General features: G+C 33.1%; 15 protein-coding genes. 14 read left to right on the forward strand and 1 reads right to left on the reverse strand.

All coding sequences use genetic code 11. The features are described 5' to 3' along the window. Window positions 1-12 precede the first annotated feature (12 nt). The 5 genes from AXY43_RS24910 (at window position 13) to AXY43_RS24930 (ending at window position 5,106) form a co-directional block, all read left to right on the forward strand. The gene (locus AXY43_RS24910) at window positions 13-636 is read left to right on the forward strand and encodes a TetR/AcrR family transcriptional regulator (RefSeq protein WP_241394670.1); all 624 of its coding nucleotides are present in this window, start codon (window positions 13-15) and stop codon (window positions 634-636) included. A gap of 46 nt (window positions 637-682) precedes the next feature. Further along, window positions 683-1,885: a diaminopropionate ammonia-lyase gene (gene dpaL, locus AXY43_RS24915; protein ID WP_105412328.1), complete on the forward strand. Its 1,203-nt coding sequence runs from the start codon at window positions 683-685 to the stop codon at window positions 1,883-1,885. A gap of 283 nt (window positions 1,886-2,168) precedes the next feature. After that, window positions 2,169-3,497 (forward strand): putative aminohydrolase SsnA, encoded by a 1,329-nt coding sequence (ssnA, locus tag AXY43_RS24920; RefSeq protein ID WP_105412329.1) that lies wholly within the window; start codon window positions 2,169-2,171, stop codon window positions 3,495-3,497. Window positions 3,498-3,580: 83 nt separating this feature from the next. Further along, window positions 3,581-3,958 carry a RidA family protein gene (locus AXY43_RS24925; RefSeq protein ID WP_105412330.1) on the forward strand — a complete coding sequence of 126 codons (378 nt, stop codon included), beginning with the start codon at window positions 3,581-3,583 and terminating at the stop codon, window positions 3,956-3,958. 80 nt (window positions 3,959-4,038) lie between these two features. After that, a complete protein-coding gene (locus tag AXY43_RS24930) occupies window positions 4,039-5,106 on the forward strand; it encodes an XdhC family protein (RefSeq protein WP_105412530.1) in 1,068 nt (355 codons plus the stop codon). A 152-nt stretch (window positions 5,107-5,258) separates the two neighbouring features. Here the strand turns inward: AXY43_RS24930 and AXY43_RS24935 are convergent, their stop codons facing one another. Further along, window positions 5,259-6,560 carry an IS110 family transposase gene (locus AXY43_RS24935; protein WP_105410909.1) on the reverse strand — a complete coding sequence of 434 codons (1,302 nt, stop codon included), beginning with the start codon at window positions 6,558-6,560 and terminating at the stop codon, window positions 5,259-5,261. A 419-nt stretch (window positions 6,561-6,979) separates the two neighbouring features. Here AXY43_RS24935 and AXY43_RS24940 point away from each other — a divergent pair, with 419 nt between their 5' ends. From AXY43_RS24940 to moaA, 9 genes are all read left to right on the forward strand, one after another. Next, complete coding sequence (locus AXY43_RS24940; RefSeq protein WP_105412331.1) at window positions 6,980-8,326, forward strand: nucleobase:cation symporter-2 family protein; 1,347 nt, start codon at window positions 6,980-6,982, stop codon at window positions 8,324-8,326. 402 nt (window positions 8,327-8,728) lie between these two features. After that, window positions 8,729-11,296 (forward strand): selenium-dependent xanthine dehydrogenase, encoded by a 2,568-nt coding sequence (xdh, locus tag AXY43_RS24945; RefSeq protein ID WP_105412332.1) that lies wholly within the window; start codon window positions 8,729-8,731, stop codon window positions 11,294-11,296. A gap of 52 nt (window positions 11,297-11,348) precedes the next feature. After that, window positions 11,349-11,960, forward strand: coding sequence for a nucleotidyltransferase family protein (locus tag AXY43_RS24950; RefSeq protein WP_105412333.1), 612 nt, complete (start codon window positions 11,349-11,351; stop codon window positions 11,958-11,960). 129 nt (window positions 11,961-12,089) lie between these two features. Next, window positions 12,090-14,204 (forward strand): xanthine dehydrogenase family protein molybdopterin-binding subunit, encoded by a 2,115-nt coding sequence (locus tag AXY43_RS24955; protein WP_105412334.1) that lies wholly within the window; start codon window positions 12,090-12,092, stop codon window positions 14,202-14,204. Next, a complete protein-coding gene (locus AXY43_RS24960; protein WP_077868579.1) occupies window positions 14,204-14,671 on the forward strand; it encodes a (2Fe-2S)-binding protein in 468 nt (155 codons plus the stop codon). The genes AXY43_RS24955 and AXY43_RS24960 overlap by 1 nt, the downstream gene beginning before the upstream one ends. Further along, window positions 14,665-15,483 (forward strand): FAD binding domain-containing protein, encoded by an 819-nt coding sequence (locus tag AXY43_RS24965; protein WP_105412335.1) that lies wholly within the window; start codon window positions 14,665-14,667, stop codon window positions 15,481-15,483. Before AXY43_RS24960 ends, AXY43_RS24965 begins: the two co-directional genes overlap by 7 nt. 574 nt (window positions 15,484-16,057) lie before the next feature. Next, window positions 16,058-16,987 carry an NTP transferase domain-containing protein gene (locus tag AXY43_RS24970; protein ID WP_077855899.1) on the forward strand — a complete coding sequence of 310 codons (930 nt, stop codon included), beginning with the start codon at window positions 16,058-16,060 and terminating at the stop codon, window positions 16,985-16,987. Between the two features lie 222 nt (window positions 16,988-17,209). Then, window positions 17,210-18,229, forward strand: coding sequence for a molybdopterin-binding protein (locus AXY43_RS24975; protein ID WP_105412336.1), 1,020 nt, complete (start codon window positions 17,210-17,212; stop codon window positions 18,227-18,229). 119 nt (window positions 18,230-18,348) lie between these two features. After that, the gene (gene moaA / locus AXY43_RS24980; RefSeq protein ID WP_105412337.1) at window positions 18,349-19,323 is read left to right on the forward strand and encodes a GTP 3',8-cyclase MoaA; all 975 of its coding nucleotides are present in this window, start codon (window positions 18,349-18,351) and stop codon (window positions 19,321-19,323) included. Window positions 19,324-19,350: the final 27 nt, after the last annotated feature.

Genomic DNA, 19,350 nt, shown 5'->3' on the forward strand with positions numbered 1-19,350 from the left:
GTTACAAGAAAGATGGGATTAATTATGTCTGGTGACGTTAAAGAAAAAATACTAAAGGCTACAATGAAAGTGGTTTCAAAAGAGAAAATTAGTGGTACTCGTATGCATATGATTGCCAATGAAGCGCATATGAGTCAAGCAAATTTACATTATCATTTCTCATCTAAAAATGATATATTGATTTCTCTTTTAGATAAGATACAAGAAGAATTTTCTAATGATCGAAAGAATTATATTAATTTGGGAAATAAAAGTGTAGTTGAAAATATCAGAGGTTTTTTTGATCAAAAAAAGAATGATATTCTCAACAAAAAGGAATTTGATTATACCCAGATTGATTATTGGGTGCAAGGAACAGTAAATGAAGAAATAAAACTAAAATTTAAAAATACATTTGAAATTTGGCGTGACAATATTCGTGAAGTTTTATATAAAGGTGATCAAATCGAAGATAAAGATATGATGAATTTGGACATGTTACCGTACTTAGCAGTGTCTTTAATGCTAGGTGCTTCACTGCAATATTTAATTGATGAGGGGAAATTTGATTTAGATCAATATTTTGATCTAGCAGAAGAAGTGATATTTGGGCAAATTCAAAAAAATAACAAGCTAATTTGCCTTAGCATAAAGTAATTAAACTTTTAGTAAGATAAGAATTAATTTAATAGGAGGAATTATAATGGAAAAAATATTATGGAAAGAAAATACGTTGCCTAAAACTGATAAAGAAGAAAGTGTAAAATTTCTTAATAAAGAAGGAGTATCAAAGGCAAAGAAATTTCATGAAAGTTTTTTAGAATATGATGAAACACCATTAATAGATTTAAAAGAGTTAGCTGAAAAGATTGGATTGGGAGGAATATATTTAAAGGATGAATCTTATAGATTTGGATTAAATGCATTTAAAGTGTTAGGCGGCTCATTTGCCATGGGGAGATATTTAGCAGAAAAGTTAGGTGAGGATATAGATGATTTACCATATGAAAAAATGACTTGTAAGGAAGTTAAAGATAAGCTTGGAGATATAACTTTTGTAACAGCAACAGATGGTAATCATGGAAGAGGAGTTGCATGGACAGCTAATAGGTTGAAACAAAAATCAGTAGTTTTCATGCCAAAGGGATCTTCAATTAAAAGATTAAATAACATAAAGGCAGAAGGTGCAGAAGCTAGCATTACAGAACTAAACTATGATGATGCCGTAAGACTTGCAAATAAATATGCAGAAGAACATAATGGCGTAATTATTCAAGATACTGCATGGAAAGGCTATGAAAAAATACCTGCATGGATAATGCAAGGATATGGAACAATGGCTTTAGAAGCAAGTGAACAATTAAAAGCACTTAATGTTTTAAAGCCTACTCACATTTTCGTACAAGCTGGCGTTGGATCACTCGCAGGAGCTGTTCAAGGTTTCTTTGCTTCGCAATATGGAGACGACTGCCCAAAAACTGTAGTAGTAGAATCAAATCTTGCCGATTGTTACTATAAATCAGCAATAGCAAATGATGGGGAAGCAAGATCGGTTGGTGGAGATATGCAAACTATTATGGCTGGACTTGCTTGTGGAGAAGTTAACACAATTGGTTTTACCATATTAAAGAATTATTCAAAGGCATTTATTTCATGCCCTGATTGGGTAGCAGCTAAAGGAATGAGGATTCTTGGAAATCCATTAAAGGGAGATACAGGCGTAATTTCAGGTGAATCAGGAGCAGTAACGGCTGGTGCTTTATATGAAATTATGACTAATGATGAATATAAAGATTTAAAAGAAGATTTAGAGTTAGGTGAAAATTCTAAAGTGCTTTTATTTAGTACAGAAGGAGATACAGATCCAGAGAAATATAGAGAAATAGTTTGGGATGGTAAATATTAATAATTGGGTCACAATGAATGTTTTATCAAGTGAAACTTGATTCAGATGGGGTTTGATCCAAATCTGAGTTGAACTTATATCCTCAAGGGGTACCTCGTCTAGGGTTGTACCGCTGTTATCGCCCACTTATAGGAAAGCAGATATTCCAAATTTGCAATTTGGCATAGTCGCTTTCACAAAGTGCGTGGGAGTGTTACAGTGGCTAGACATCAGATAAATACCAAAATAGAGTTCAAAATAAAAAAAGGCGAAAGCTAGTATAAAAAGGTATGGAGGAGTTTTTATGAAAATTGTAGGTAATGGAAGACTAATAACTCAAAACAAGGAAAATCCATTTTTTGAAAATGGTGCATTAGTTATAAATGATGGTAAGATAATTGATTATGGAAACACCGGTGATATCTTAGATAAATATAATGAGGCAGAATATATAGATGCAAAAGGAAAAGTTATTATGCCAGGTCTTATAAATACTCACGGACATATATATAGCGCCTTTGCAAGAGGTATGAATTTAGATGGTCCAACATCTAAAAACTTCTTAGATATATTAAATAATTTATGGTGGAGATTAGATAAAAACTTATCTTTAGAAGATATAAAGTATAGTGCTTACACAACATTAATGGATAGTTTAAAGTTTGGAGTAACAACATTTTTTGATCATCATGCAAGTCCAAATGCTGTTAAAGACAGCCTTTTTACAATTGGAAATGTAGCAGAAGAACTTGGGATAAGAACTTCGCTTTGTTACGAAGTATCTGATAGAGATGGAGAAGAAGTTTTAGAAAAGGGAATTAAAGAAAATGTGGATTATATAAATTATTGCAATGAAAAGCATGATAATATGAAGTCTGCAATATTTGGAATGCACGCAAGCTTTACACTATCTGATGAATCCTTAAAAAAATGTGTAAAGGAAGCTGAAAAATTAAATTGCGGATATCATATTCATGTAGCTGAAGGATTAGCAGATGAAGAGCAATGTGTAGAAAAGTATGGCAAGAGAATAGTAGAAAGACTAAATGATTTTAATATATTAGGAGAAAAAACAATTGCAGTACATTGTGTACATGCAAATGAAAATGAGCAAGAATTACTTTTAAATACAAATACGTCTGTAGTGCATAATCCTGAATCAAATATGGGCAATGCAGTAGGTGTATCACCAGCCATTGAACTTATAAAGAAAGGTGTAACTGTTGGACTTGGAACAGATGGTTATACTCAAGATATGTTTGAATCCATGAAGGTTGCAAATATAATTCATAAGCATAATTTAAAAGATCCATCAGTAGCTTGGGGTGAAGTACCTTTAATGCTATTTGAGAATAATGGGAGTATTGCAGAAAGGCATTTTGCAGGAAAATTTGGAATTATTGAAAGAGGAGCTAATGGAGATGTGATAATAGTAGATTACAATCCATTAACACCAATGAATGAAAGTAATTACAATTCACATATCTTATTTGGAATGATGGGAAAATCTGTGGATACAACTATAGTAAATGGAAATGTTTTAGTTAGCAATGGTAAGCTTCTTAATGTTAATGAAGATGAAATATTAAATGAAGCTAGAAAAGTAAGTCAAAAGCTATGGGATAGAATTTAATCAAAAGATATTTTGGAAATGAACATCTTTGTTAAAAGTAAGTGAATAAAAAATAAAATATAACAAGATTAGGAGAATTAAAAATGAAAAAAATAATTAATACTCAAAAGGCACCAGCAGCAATAGGACCATATTCCCAAGGAGTGGTAGTTCAAGGATTAGTATATACTTCAGGTCAACTACCATTAAATCCGGAAACAAAAGTTTTAGAAACTGAAATAAAAACAGCGACTAAACAAAGTTTAGAAAATTGTAAAGCCATATTAGAAGAAGCAGGAACAAGTATGGAGAAAGTATTTAAAACAACTGTATTTGTAAAAGATTTAAATGATTTTGCAGCAGTAAATGAAGTTTATGGAACATATTTTAAAGAAAATCCACCAGCAAGAAGTTGTGTCCAAATTGCTAAATTACCAATGGATGCAATTATTGAAATAGAAGTCATTGCAACAATGGAATAATATTACGATAGATTTATAAAAAGTGATAAGAGAATGGTGAGAATATTATTAAGAGAATATTTACGGTGGAAGGTGAAAAAATGTTTGAAGACATATACAAGCAAATATTAATTGAAGTTAACAACTGTAATCAGTGCGTAATGTTAACTTATCTTGATTTGCATAGTGAGAGACAAGGTTCCATTGTCAGAAAAGTTATTTTAACAAAGGAAGATATAGAAAAAAAGTCTCTTTCACTTAGCGACTATATTTACGAAAAAATATGTAGTTGTTTAGAAAGTGGGAAACTTGAATCTTTTAATATAGAAGAAAATGAGACTATTTTAATTGAACCATTCATCCCTAAACCACGTTTAATTGTTTTTGGTGGCGGTCACATAGCAAAACCTTTATCAGAATTTGCATCAAGAGCAGGTTTCTCTATTGCGGTTATAGATGACAGACCTTCCTTTGCTAATACAGTGAGATTTCCTGAAGCAGAAAAAGTTATTTGTGAAAGTTTCGAGAAATCCTTTGATTTAATTAACTTAAAGAAGTCCGATTATGTAGTTATTATAACAAGAGGGCATAGATATGATGGAGTTGTTTTGCGTCAAGTCTTAAAGCATGACCTTAGTTATGTTGGAATGATAGGCTCAAGGCGCAGGGTAAATGCTATGAGAAGCGAGCTATTAGAGGAGGGCTTTTCTAAAGAAAAGCTGGAATTGGTTAATGCTCCAATAGGTATAGAGATATATGCTATCACTCCAGATGAAATAGCTATTTCTATAGTAGCACAGCTTATAAGCTTTAAAAATAAGGGTTCTATGAGTAAGTTTGGCAAAAATTTCGCCATTCCAGAGTTTGATGCAGAAATATTAGAAAATATATCTAAAAAATCATCAGAATCTAAAGCACTTATAACTATACTGTCTTCTAAAGGATCAGTTCCGAGAAAAGCAGGAGCTAAAATGTTGACTTATCCTGATGGCAGAACTATCGGAAGTATAGGCGGAGGATGCAGTGAATCTGGTGTATTGCAAAAGGCAAGAGAAATTATGCGAGAAAAAGGTTTTTATATAGAGCAAGTTGACATGACCGGTGATGTGGCTGAATCTGAAGGTATGGCATGTGGTGGAACTATGGAAGTACTAATTGAAATAATTTAGGAAAAGTTAATTTTTTAACATTAATTAATACTAAATTTTATTGAGACCAGCTAATAATAGTCAAGTTAATTTTAAAAAAAATAGTTTTTGGAAAAAGAGTATGGCAAACAAACCGTTTCAAAACACGAACGGTTACAGAAATTGGAATAAAATTAAGCGACTTTGTTTAAAGAGTTATTTTCTAGGAACATTTGCTTATGTATTTTTGGATCTCTTTGCTCAAACGGAGTTTGATTTCGGAGAACAGCAAAAATGTAGTTTATAATTTTATGCATTATAGCGACTAAGGCGATTTTAGGCTTTTTGCCTTTAAGGTTTATTTGATAATAATCTAATAGGACTTTATTTATAGGAACTCCATTACGATTGTTACGGATTGAAGCTAGTGCAACAGAATATAATGCTCTTCGACCGATTCGAGTTCCTCTTTTTGAAATTTTATTATCATCGCCTTTAAAATTACCTGATTGATTAACTGAGCTATCAATACCAAAGAAAGCTACAAGATGTTTGGGCTTAAGAAAACCATCAATATCACCTATTTCAGCTATTATAGTAATAGCAGTTAATTGCCCTATGCCAGGAATTGAATCAATTAGTTCAATATTAGCTCTAATAGATTCAGGAAAAGTTTCAGACTGTATAAAATTGTTAATTTTCTGTAGCAATGTATCAATCTCTGATTGAATAGTTTTTATTAATGTTATAGAGCTGGCTATTTTGACGGCTAAACCGTCTAACGGTAAGCCAATTATTTTAGCTTCATTAGCAACCTTAAATAATTTGGAATATGTATTTTCCGACCAGATAATGCCCTTTTTAGAGCTATTAAGGAAAATCTTAATTATATTTTCCTTAGGTGCCTCTAAAATTGATTGTGGCGTTGGGTATTGACTTAAAAGCTCAATTGAACTTTTAGATGTTGAATCTGAAAATATAGTATTATAGCCAGGAAAAATAACTCTTAAATCAGCGGATAATTTTTTCTTAAAAGTAGAGCTAGTATCTGTAAGTTTGTAATACTCTCTTACAAGATTTTTCAGAAGAAAAATATCAAGGCTAAGTTGTTGTGATAACTTAATGTTTTGAAATTTTCCTATTGTTGCAATAGATAAAGCGTCTTTTTTATCATTTTTCACTTTTCTTATGTCGCCATTTTTGTTAGACTTAGTAACGAGTGGATTGATAACAAATGTGTTATCGAAATATTTATTAAGATAGTGGAAAAGAGATAAATGGTACACGCCAGTGGACTCCATGAAAATTGCAGTTTTCATGTTAAACTCTTCTTCCACTTTTTTTATTTCATCAACTAAGTGGTTGAAGCCATTGAGATCATGCTTTATTTTAAATGACTTCTTATAAATATCACCATTCGGTGCGAGTATTGCAGTATATGAAAAATCAGCTGAAACATCAATTCCTATTACAGGACTATAAAAAAAATTAGACATTGTATATATCTCCTTAAATTAAATTTTAGATATAGAATAGAACTTCCACTCTGTCAGATAGCTTATAACCTTGTTTGTGACACGGGTAATTCCCGAAGGGAAACCCAACCAGCTAAACATAGAATTCTACCTGATGAAATGATACGCTTTTTTACGGGTATAGGTTCTAAAAGACCTCCCAGGAGGTTTACATCTATCTTCTATTCAGGAGTATTATACTAGACTATATAAAACTTGGTTAGATTCCTTTAAGGAATTTAAATAAAAAACTATTTAAGATATGAAATGCATATTCCCTATCGGGGCGTAGGCAAAGTAATAAATTAGAATATTAAAAATAATAAGAGGTGTAATGTTCGTTAGAAAGATAAATAGTTTTCTATCAAATGTTACAACTAGATTATACAAGGAGGTTGATTATGTCACAAAATAATATTAAAAAAGATGACAAAGTAAATGAAATGCTACCAGTAAGTCAGCTTGCTATTTTAGGATTACAACATGTACTAGCAATGTATGCAGGTGCAGTTGCAGTACCATTAATAATTGGCGGTGCTGTAGGTCTAACACCCGAGCAATTAGCATTTTTGGTGGCTGCAGATTTATTTACTTGCGGTATTGCAACTTTAATACAGGCAATTGGGATAGGTCCGTATGTTGGTATTAAGCTGCCAGCAATTTTAGGTTGTACATTTGCTGCAGTTGGTCCACTAATTATTATTGGTAAAAGTTTAGGAATGCAAACAGCGTATGGTTCTATAATAGTAGCCGCAATTATTGTTGTATTAGTAGCGCCATTGTATGGAAAGATATTAAAGTTTTTCCCTACTGTTGTAACAGGGACAGTAGTTACAATGATAGGTCTTTCTTTAGTAAATGTAGGGGTTACTAGTATTGGTGGCGGTTCAGGAGCTAAAGATTTTGGAAGTGTAGACAACCTTATACTAGGATCATTTGTAATGATCATTGTTTTAATATCTAATAAATTTCTAAGGGGATTTTTTCAAGCAATTTCTGTTTTAAATGGTATTATTTTAGGAACAATAGTTGCTACATTTATGGGAAAAGTAGATTTTTCAGTAGTAACAAATGCAAAATGGATAAGTATTGTTCATCCTTTTAATTTTGGATTACCTCAATTTGATATTGGTTCAATAATTATGATGACATTCGTTATGTTAACAGTAATGATTGAATCAACAGGTACATTTCTTGGAATTGGCAAGGTTTGTGAAAAGGTTATCGCTGAAAAGGATATTGTACGTGGACTTAGAGCAGAAGCAATTTCAACATTTTTAGGAGGTATCTTTAATTCATTCCCATATACAACATTCAATCAGAACCTAGGACTTTTAGCTTTAAGTAAAGTAAAAAGCCGTTTTGTTGTTATCGCATCTGGTATTATTCTTATTTCACTAGGATTGATTCCTAAATTTGCAGCATTAGCTACTATTATTCCTCAGCCTGTTATAGGCGGAGCTACAACAATAATGTTTGCAATGGTTGCAGTCGCAGGTTTTCAAATGCTTCAAGGTGTAGATTTTAATAATAATGCAAATATGATGATTGTTGCTTGCTCTATTGGTATAGGACTTGGAATTACTGCTGTACCTACGTTACTTGACCAAACACCAACATTTTTCAAGTCAATTTTTAGTAGTGGTATAGTTTCGGCATCAGTAACTGCCGTAATTCTAAATGCATTTTTGAATCATGGTAATAGGAATATTGAAAGCAATATAAAGCAAAATTCGGTTTCAGAATGAATCTTACAGATATCTAGCATACAACTTAGAGTTATTTGATAACTTACCAAAATCAAATACATTTTTGTTTCTCAGGACTATGAAAATTTAAATGGAAGCTTACACTAACATTAGCTTGATCCCAATTTCATTGTGAAAAGCTAATGCAAACAAGCTTCCATTAAGTACTTATAGAAGCTTATTTTCAAATGCCTGCTCCACAAAAATGTACTTGATTTCTAATGAAGATATGAACTATATGTTCATCTAATAAGTTGAATTCACAAGTTATTTATCTATATATTAAAATGTTAGAATCTATACTTAGCAAGTTCTTTTGAGAAATAATTTGCTAGAAATTATTTACAGATTTATACTATTTATAGTAAATACTGTTAAAAGATATGAAATGGGAGGTTATTTATGTTTAGATTAAATATAAATGGTAAAGATGAAGTATCTGAAATTGATAAATCTTTAATGTCTTTTTTAAGAGATGATTTGAGAATCACTTCTGTAAAAGATGGTTGCAGCGAAGGGGCCTGTGGAGCATGTACTGTTTTAGTAGATGGGAAAAAAGTAAAGGCTTGCCTCCAAAAGATATCAAAATTTGAAGGAAAAAAGATTTTAACTGTTGAAGGATTAAGCTCTAGAGAAAAGGAAGTTTATGAACATTGTTTTGCAGAAGCAGGAGCAGTTCAATGTGGTTTTTGCATTCCTGGAATGGTAATCTCCGCAAAATCATTATTAGATATTAATCTTAAACCAACAAGAATAGATGTGAAAAAAGCAATTAATGGAAATCTTTGTAGATGTACAGGCTATAAGAAAATTGAAGAAGCTATTTTAATGGCGGCAGAATATTTTAGGGACAATCTTAAAATTCCAACTGCTCCTACTGAATTGAAAATGGCACAGAAATTTAAACGTGTTGATGCAGCTGAAAAAATAAATGGGACAGGTATTTTCGTAGATGATATTGAAATACCTGGAATGTTATATGTAAAAGCAGTACGTACAAAATATCCAAGAGCTATTATAAATAAAATTGATATAAAGAAAGCAGAAGCACATCCAGACTGCGCAAAAGTCTTACTTGCAAAAGATGTTCCAAACAATAAAATTGGACATATAAAGCAGGACTGGGATGTAATGATTGCTGAAGGAGATACAACTAGATATGTAGGAGATGCATTGGCATTAGTAGCAACTTACCATAAAGACAAACTTGATGAAGTATGTCAATTAGTTGAAATTGACTATACTGAATTGGAACCAATTACTTGTCCGACAGATGCTTTAAAGGCAGATGCACCTCTAATCCATTCTGATGGAAATATTATGAGCCGTGATATTCTAAAACGGGGGAATGCTAATGAAGCAATTAAAAATTCTAAATATGTTGTAACAAGAAAATATAAGACACCATTTCAGGAACATGGATTTATGGAGCCAGAATGTGCAATCGCCATGCCTGAAGGAGAAGATGGCATATTGTTGTATTCTGGTTCTCAATCTGTTTATGATGAGCAACGTGAGATTTCAAATATGCTTAAAATTCCAATAGAAAAGATACATTGTCATGCACAACTTGTTGGAGGCGGATTTGGTGGTAAAGAAGATATGAGCGTTCAGCATCATGCTGCATTAATGGCATGGTATACGAAAAAACCATGTAAAGTAAAATTCTCGAGACAGGAAAGCCTGGATTATCATACTAAACGTCATCCAATGGAAATGGAGTTTACAACAGCTTGCGATGAAAATGGCTATTTGACAGCTATGAAAGGTGTTATTATTGCCGATACAGGTGCGTATGCATCTCTTGGTGGGCCTGTATTACAAAGAGCATGTACTCACGCACCTGGACCATATAATTATCAGAATATTGATATCTTAGGAATGTCAGTTTACACAAACAATGTTGTATCGGGCGCATTTAGAGGATTTGGTGTAATACAAAGTTGCTTTGCTACTGAAAATAACATTAATTTACTTGCTGAAATGGTTGGAATTTCACCATGGGAAATTCGTTATCGTAATGCAATTCGTCCTGGGGAGGTTCTGCCAAATGGTCAGATAGCAGATGAAAGTGTTGCTATGACAGAGTGTTTGGAAGCCGTTAAGGATGTATATGAATCAAATCCATATGCGGGCATTGCCATTGGATTCAAAAATAGCGGAACTGGTGTAGGTAATAAAGACATTGGGCGTTGTATTTTATCAATTGAAGATGGAAAAGTTCATATTCGAACTTCTGCAGCATGCATGGGGCAAGGGATTGCAACAATGTGCACTACTGTATTATGTGAGACAACTGGGCTAGATCCGGTTCTTATTATGCACGAAAGACCAGATACTATTCGTACACCTAACTCAGGAACTAGTACAGCTTCTAGACAAACTGTAGTAACTGGAGAAGCTGTAAGACGAGCATCTGAAAAATTGAAAGCAGAATTAGATAAAGGCTTAGGGCTTGATGATTTAGAAGGCAGGGAATTTTATGGAGAGTATTCTGCAAAGACAGACCCAATGGGATCTATAAAAGAAAATCCAATTAGTCATGTAAGCTATAGCTATGGAGCTCAAGTTGTTATTTTAAATGAAGAAGGAAAAGTTGAAAAAGTAGTTGCAGCATATGATGTTGGAACACCTGTTAATATTCAGTCTGTTGAAGGGCAGATTGAAGGTGGTATGGTTATGGGATTAGGTTATGCTTTGACAGAAGAATTTAAAATTGAAGGAAGTTATCCTAAAACAAAACTAGGCACGCTAGGACTTATGAGAGCGACTGAGGCCCCTGAGCTTGAAGTTATTCTTGTGCAGAGCAAAAATAAAATTCCAGAGACTTATGGTGCCAAAGGTTGTGGAGAACTATGCTTGATTCCAACAGCTCCAGCTTGTTCCCTTGCTTACTATAGATTAGACGGAAAATTCCGTGCTCAGTTGCCACTAAAAGATACATTTTATAAAAAACAAAAGAATAAATAATATATAAAAGGAAGTATTTATTCTTTTGTTTTTAAGAAAGGAAGATTCTTAGATGAAAACTAATGGCATTATAGTGGCTGCTGGTTTATCCAGCCGTATGAAGGCTTTTAAACCACTCCTGGAATTGAAAGAAAAAACTATAATTGAATGCAGTATTGATAGTATGCTTAATGCTGGAGTGAATCAAATCGTTGTAGTTTTGGGATTTAATGCTGAAGAAGTTGAGAATTTACTACGTAATAAATATGATTGTTCACGATTAACATTTATATACAATGAAAAATATGCTGAAACGGATATGCTTGCATCTGTTAAGCTTGGAGTACTAGCATTGGATAACTGTGATGCCTTTTATCTTCTCCCGGGAGATATGCCAGCAATTAAAACAAAAACTTTCCTTATGGTGAAAGATTCAATAAGCAGAACAGGTGCTATGGTGGCTTTTCCTACTATTAATGGACAACGAAAACATCCACCTTTGATTTCTTGGAAATGCATAGATTTTATTATTAATTTTCATGGAGATGGGGGTCTTAGAGAACTATGGAATAAGCTTGAAGACCAAATAGTAACAGTTCGTGTTGAGGATTTTGGGTGTACGATAGATGCAGATACAAAGGAAGATTACAATAGGTTGGTACATTATATGGATGAAAAGAATTGAGATTTTAATATATTAAAATTGGATTTTAAGTAAGGAAATACATTGCAAATATTTTTGTAAGATAACATAAAGTTAAAGACTTTGAAATTTTGCAAAAAATAATTAGTAGATATATGGGAGGCGCTATGCATGGAAAAAATAAGTGAATCTGTAAAGAAAAAGGATCATGAATCTAAAATAAGGGGTAGTGCTCTTTTTGTGGATGATCGTGTGATGGATGGTATGCTTTATGGTAAACTACTGCATTCAGCAAAGGCAAAAGCACGAATCACCAATATTTCGATTCCTAAATTACCGGAAGGTTATTTTGTTGTTGATAAGAAAGATGTAACAGGTGTAAACCGTGTCCATATTGTTGAGGATGATACTCCGGTTTATGCTGAAGATACTGTAGAGTATGTTGGGGAACCGATTTTAATGGTTGTTGGACCTGAGTTTAAAGAAGTTGAAAGAATTTTAAATGAGATTATTGTAGAATACGAAGAAGAAGTTCCTATTTTGGATATGCGTAAGTCTGATACAGTTTTTTTCCATTACAACTATGCAAAAGGGGAGATAGATAAGACGTTAAAAGAAGCTGATCGTGTTTTCATAGAAACATTTCAGACTGGATATCAAGAACAAGCTTACCTTGAAACTCAGGGGATGATTGCCTATCCACATGATGGAAGAATGACTGTACGAGGTTCTATGCAATGTCCATATTATGTTTATGGAGCAGTTTCAAAAGCATTGGGTTATGATGCAAAGGATATACAAATAATTCAAGATGTTACTGGTGGAGGATTTGGAGGAAAAGAAGCATTTCCTTCAATACTTGCCTGCCAGGTTGCAGTTGCTGCTAAAAAGGCCAATAGACCTGTTAAGGTTATATTTGATAGAAGAGAAGACATGGAGTTTACTTCAAAACGTCATCCATCTATATCTACCTATAAGGTAGCTATTAAGAACGGTAAGATTACTGGCATGGACATTGATGTTTTATTTAATAGTGGTGCATATACTACACTTTCTCCAGTTGTTTTACAGCGTGGCTTAATTTGTGCAAACGGCGTATACCGTGTAGATAATCTCCGTGTTGTGGGACGTGCTGTTAAGACCAATACTGTACCTTGTGGCGCATACCGTGGATTTGGTGCACCACAGACGTTCTTTGCAGTAGAAATGATTATGGATCATATTGCAAAAGAAATGGGTGTTGATTCCCTTAAGCTTAAGGAAGAATATATTGTTAAACAAGGTGATTCTACGTCTACTAGTGGCAAATATCATTTCCATGTACCTCTACCTGAAATGATTGAACAGATTGATAAACTTTGCAATTACCGTGCAAAACGAGACCAGTATAAGATTCAGAATGGTAGATATCGTAAAGGTATTGGAATGTCTTTATTTTTCCATGGATGTGGTTTTACTGGCAGTGGAGAACGTGATTTCATTAAGGCAGTCGCCAAAATAAGGAAAAATTCAGATGATACTGTAGATATTCTTGCAAGTAATTCAGATATAGGTCAAGGTCTTAAAACTACTTTCTCTAAAATTGTTGCGGATACTCTTGGTATTTCCTATGAACAAGTATTTATCAATAATCCAGACACAGATCTTGTTCCTGATTCAGGCCCAACTGTTGCAAGTCGTTCGCTTATGACAGTTGGAGAATTATTAAGGCGTGCAGCAGAGAGACTTAAAAAAGAATGGAAAGCAGGAGAAGTTCAAGTTATAGAAGAACATTTCGTTGAACCTGATTTTGTGATTCCATTTAGTCTTGATGAATTTAAGGGAGATGCATATCCAACTTATTCTTGGGGAGTAAATGCTATTGAAGTGGAAGTAGATACATTTACTGCCACTACAAAGATACTAGGAGCATGGGGAAGCTTTGATGTTGGTGTTCCTATTGACATGAATATTATACAAGGACAGATGCAGGGCGGATTCCTTCAAGGGATTGGATATGCATCTATGGAACAGATGGATTACAACGATAAAGGTGTGATTAGAAATAATAGTTTTAGTGATTACATTATTCCTACAGCAGTAGATGTACCAAATTTAGTTACTGAAATAATCAATAATCCATATACACATGGTCCATATGGAGCAAAGGGTGCAGGTGAGTTACCTCTCGTAGGTGCAGCTCCAGCTTATGTTGAAGCTATGGAAAATGCTATTGGTGGAGATTTAAATAAAGTTCCATTCACAACAGAAGATACAATGATGGTTTTACAGGAGGTGGATAAATAATGATAAAATTTATTCTTAATGGCAAAGAGGTTACATCAAATTCTAAAGCAAATGAGCGTTTACTAGATGTACTTAGAAATGAATTTCGTATTACTGGCGTAAAGTGTGGTTGTAAAGAAGGTGAATGTGGAGCTTGTTCTATAATTCTTGATGGCAGGTTAGTTAATTCTTGTATGGTGGCTATGGGCAGTATTGAAGGCAGTACTGTTGTCACTATTGAAGGCTTTAGAGAAACTGAACGTTTTGCAGTTATTGATAAGGCATATGCATCAGTTAGTGCGGTGCAGTGTGGTTTTTGTATTCCAGGCATGATCCTTGCATCTGAATGTATCCTTAACAAGAATCCAAATCCTACAGAAGCAGAGATTCGCGAAGGCATTTCTGGAAATCTTTGTAGATGTACTGGTTATAATGCCATAGTTAAGGCTATTGGCATTGCAGCAAAGGAGGGGAAAGGATTATGGTAGATTGTTATAAACCAACATCTTTAAAAGAAGCATTGGACATCCTAGCAAAGGAAAGTGCTACACCTTATGCTGGAGGTACTGATTTGATGATTAAACCAGATGAAAATGCCACATATTTATTCCTTGATAAAGTAGCAGAAATGAAAAATATTGTAGAAGATAAAGAATATATTCGTATTGGTGCAGCATGTACTTATACTGATATTATTGAAAATAAACTTATTCCAACAGTACTGAAAGAAGCAGTTTCACAGATTGCAGCACCAGCAATTCGAAATATTGGTACTGTTGGTGGAAATATATGCAATGGTTCTCCAAAGGCTGATAGTGCACTGATTTTTTTTGCCACTGACTCTAAACTACGTCTTGCAAGTAACAGAGGCGAACGAGTAATTCCTATTTCTGACTTTTACCTTGGAAGAAAGAATACTGCGATTGAGAAAGATGAACTCCTCGTTGAGATTCTAATGAATAAAAATAATTTAAATAATTATTATTACAAGAAGGTTGGTGAAAGAAATGCTTTGGCAATTTCAAGAGTTTCTTTCGTTGGCATCATTAATATAGTTGATGATAAGGTCTTTAACTGCAGAACAGCATTTGGTGCAGTAAGTGATGTTGTTATAAGCCGTTCAGATATTGATGCAATGCTTATAGGAAAGACTGTTGAAGAAGCTAAGGTTCTCAAGGATAAGTATCTAGCAGCATATGAAAAGGAAATTGTTCCAATAAGGGGTAGAGTATCTGCAAAATACAGAAAAACTGTGTGTATGAATTTACTACGTGATTTTCTTGAAAGTAATGGAATTTAACTTATATAAGATTCTGGCATTAAGTGGAATTTTATTTAGGCGGGATTTGATTCCCGTCTGAATCTTAGTGGCTAGAGATAAGATAAAGTTAAATAGAATATAAGCATTTAATCTCAATAGGATTGAATGCTTTTTAGGCATATGAAAGAAAATAACAAGTCCAAAATGCCATGATTATTTTTCATCAAGCAAGGAAGTAGATTGTCTCATAGCGGGCTTATTAGAGCAATCTGCTGACGTAGGATGATGGAAAATAGGCGTAGCAGATGGACTCGTTATTTTTTGAATAAGGCTCATTATTAAAATTGTTGATAAATAAGGATATATTCTAAACAGATATAATAATAATCCATAATATGTATTTTTAGGGTTTAATTATTTCATAAAAACGTGTAGAATAATATTGTATGAAAAGTAAAATATAACCAATTAGTTTAAGGAATCAAATTGGAATCTAATAACCAAAATATAAGATACTAATCAATTTGTTAAAGTTTGAATGATATGTACAAGCCTATTTGAGTTTTGTGGAAGAATAAGATAATACTACTTAAGTAGAGCAAGAGGTATAGATATGAAGAGTAAAGAGAAGAGAACAACAGGCGGTATAATTGTTGCCGCAGGAAAAACATCAGAAAGAAATGGATTAAATCCATTATTGAAAATTGGTTCCATTACTGTAGTAAAAAGAATTGTTTTAACTTTTCAAAAAGCTGGAATTTCACCAATTGTGGTGATTACTGGATATAAGGCTGAAGAAATAGAACATCATTTAGCTGATTATGGAGTTGTATTTTTGCGAAATGATCAATACGAAAACTCGCGAAAGTTCGATTCTGCAAAGATAGGACTAGATTTTTTACAGAATAAATGCGACCAGGTATTATTCACTCCAGTGAATATTCCTATGTTTACACCAGAGACGCTTCAAATGATGATAGAATATGATGAAAAATTACTTTCACCAGCATATCGTGGAAAATCTGGGCATCCCCTTTTGATATCGTCTGAATTGATTCCTAAGATTCTAAAATATAATGGGAATATGGGATTACGAGGAGCCATTGAAAATATTGGAGTTAAAAGACAATGGATAGATGTAGAAGATGAAGGTATTCTATATGATACTGATTATATTGATCGATTAGATCAACTTTTAATAAAACATAATAAACATATACTTCATCCCTTTGTTAAAATCAGCATTGAAAAAGAATCATTGTTTTTTGATTCAAGAACAAAATTGCTTCTAATTCTGATTCAAGATACCCACTCTGTACGAAGTGCATGCAAACATATGGCATTATCTTATAGTAAAGCATGGAGTATGTTAAATCAGTTGGAACAAGAACTAGATTATGCAGTAGTTGAAAGAAAGCATGGTGGAAGCAATGGGGGGAAAACTTATCTTACAAAAGAAGGTACTGAATTTTTGGAAAAATATCAGCAATTTGAACAGAATGTACACCAGTATGCAAAGAATGAATTTGAAAGGTTATTTTAGAAGTTGCAATTAATCTGATGTCTAGCCGCTGTAACACTCCCACTTCAATAAATTGGAGATAACAGCGGCACGACCCTAGATAAGTTCAACTAAGATTCATATGGGGATCAAACCCCACCTGAATCAAGTTTCACTTGATATTTAACAAAATTTTTGAAAAAAATTTTACTTATAATTCGTTATACTTATATAAAATTACCAAATAATGATGGAGGAACAAAAATGAAAAAGATTAAAACTACAGAAGCTGTAGGTAATGTAATTTGTCATGATATTACACAAATTATCAAAGGAGAAAAAAAAGATGTTGCGTTTAAAAAAGGACACATTGTTACTGAGGAAGATATTCCAGTTTTATTATCAATAGGTAAAGATAATCTTTATGTATGGGAAAAAAAGGAGGGGATGCTTCATGAAAATGAAGCAGCAGAAATTCTCAGTAAAATATGTAAAAGTGACTATATGAGTGCAACTAAGGTGAAGGAAGGCAAAATTGAACTAATTGCGGCAGAAGATGGTTTGTTTAAAATTGATATTGAAAAGCTTCGTAAAATAAATTCTCTTGGTGAAATGATGATTGCGACACGCCACAGTAATTTTCCTGTAAAAAAAGGTGATAAATTAGCAGGCACACGAATTATTCCTCTTGTAATTGAACAAAAGAAAATGGACGAGGCAGTTAAATTGGCAGGTGATAAACCATTAATGGAGATTCTTCCATTTATCCACAAAAAAGCAGGGATTGTAACTACAGGGAATGAGGTTTTCTATGGAAGAATTAAAGATACATTTGGGCCTGTCATTAGAGAAAAACTTGCAGAATATAATGTTGAAGTTTTAGGACAGAAGATTTTGAGTGATGATCCTAAATTAATTACAGAAGCTATAAAGGATTTTATTAAAGAAGGTGCAGAATTAATAATATGTACAGGTGGAATGAGCGTAGACCCTGATGATACAACACCAACTGCAATTCAAAATACAGGCGCAAAGATTGTTTCCTATGGTGCACCTGTGCTTCCAGGTGCAATGTTTTTACTAGCATATTACAATGATACACTTCCAGTTATTGGACTTCCAGGCTGCGTAATGTATGCCAAGCGTACTATTTTTGATTTGATTCTTCCAAGAGTTATGGTAAATGATAAAATAACTTTAGAGGATATTGCAAACCTTGGGCATGGTGGGTTGTGTCTTTCATGCGATATTTGTACATTCCCTAATTGTGGCTTTGGGAAATAAGACTGACAAAGGTTAATAAATATTACAAGGTCAGCCTGAAAGTGTTCCTATGGCTCAATATCTTGGATAAGTATTTAAAAATTATCTGTGATAAACTTGGTTGATATGAGGTGAATAAAATGGTAGATAGTAGTGGTAGAAATATTGAATACCTTAGAATTTCTGTTACAGATAGATGTAATCTTAGATGTGTATATTGTATGCCGGAATGTGGAATTGAAAACTTAGAACATGACGAAATACTTACTTTTAAGGAGATTATGCTAATAGTTAAAACTGTTTCACAGCTTGGTATTCACAAGATCAAAATTACAGGAGGAGAACCATTAGTACGAAAGGGTATTGTAAATTTAGTTAGAAGAATCAAAGATATTGATGGGATTGAAGAGATAACAATGACCACAAATGGCGTACTTTTTGGTGACATGGCAGATAGTTTAGCAGAAGCTGGTCTTGATAGTGTAAATATCAGTCTTGATACATTAAATAGTACAAGCTTTAATAAAATTACTCGCAGAGACTGCTTAGATAAAGTGAAGCTTGGATTAAAAAAAGCAGTGGAGCTTGGATTGAAAACAAAAATAAATTGTGTCCCAATAGCTCAGTTAAATGGTGATGATTTAATAGATATATTGAAAATTGCTAAAGAAAATCCAATCGATGTGCGTTTTATAGAACTTATGCCTATTGGTTTTGGAAAAAGTTATTCACCTGTTTGTAATGAACAAATATTTGAGCAGATAGAACAAAATTTTGGAACTCTTCAGAACTCAAAAATTAAACATGGTAATGGACCAGCTGTGTATTATAATTTATCAGATTTTAAAGGAAGTATTGGCTTTATAAGTGCAATTTCAAATGAATTTTGCGACACTTGTAATCGTATTCGTTTGACTGCTGATGGAAATTTGAAATTATGTCTTCGTTATAATAATGGAGTCGCATTAAAGCCTCTTCTACGTAGTGGAATAAGTAAAGAACAATTAAAAAGAGTTATTGAAAATGCAATATATAATAAACCAAGTCACCATGGTTTTAATAGCAGTGACACGGAAAATATAGAATTAAAAAACATGGTTCAAATAGGAGGATAAATACTGTTGGAAAAGTTATAGCAGTAT

The organism is Clostridium sp. MF28, assembly GCF_002969175.1.
GTDB classification, from domain to species: Bacteria; Bacillota; Clostridia; order Clostridiales; family Clostridiaceae; genus Clostridium; species Clostridium beijerinckii.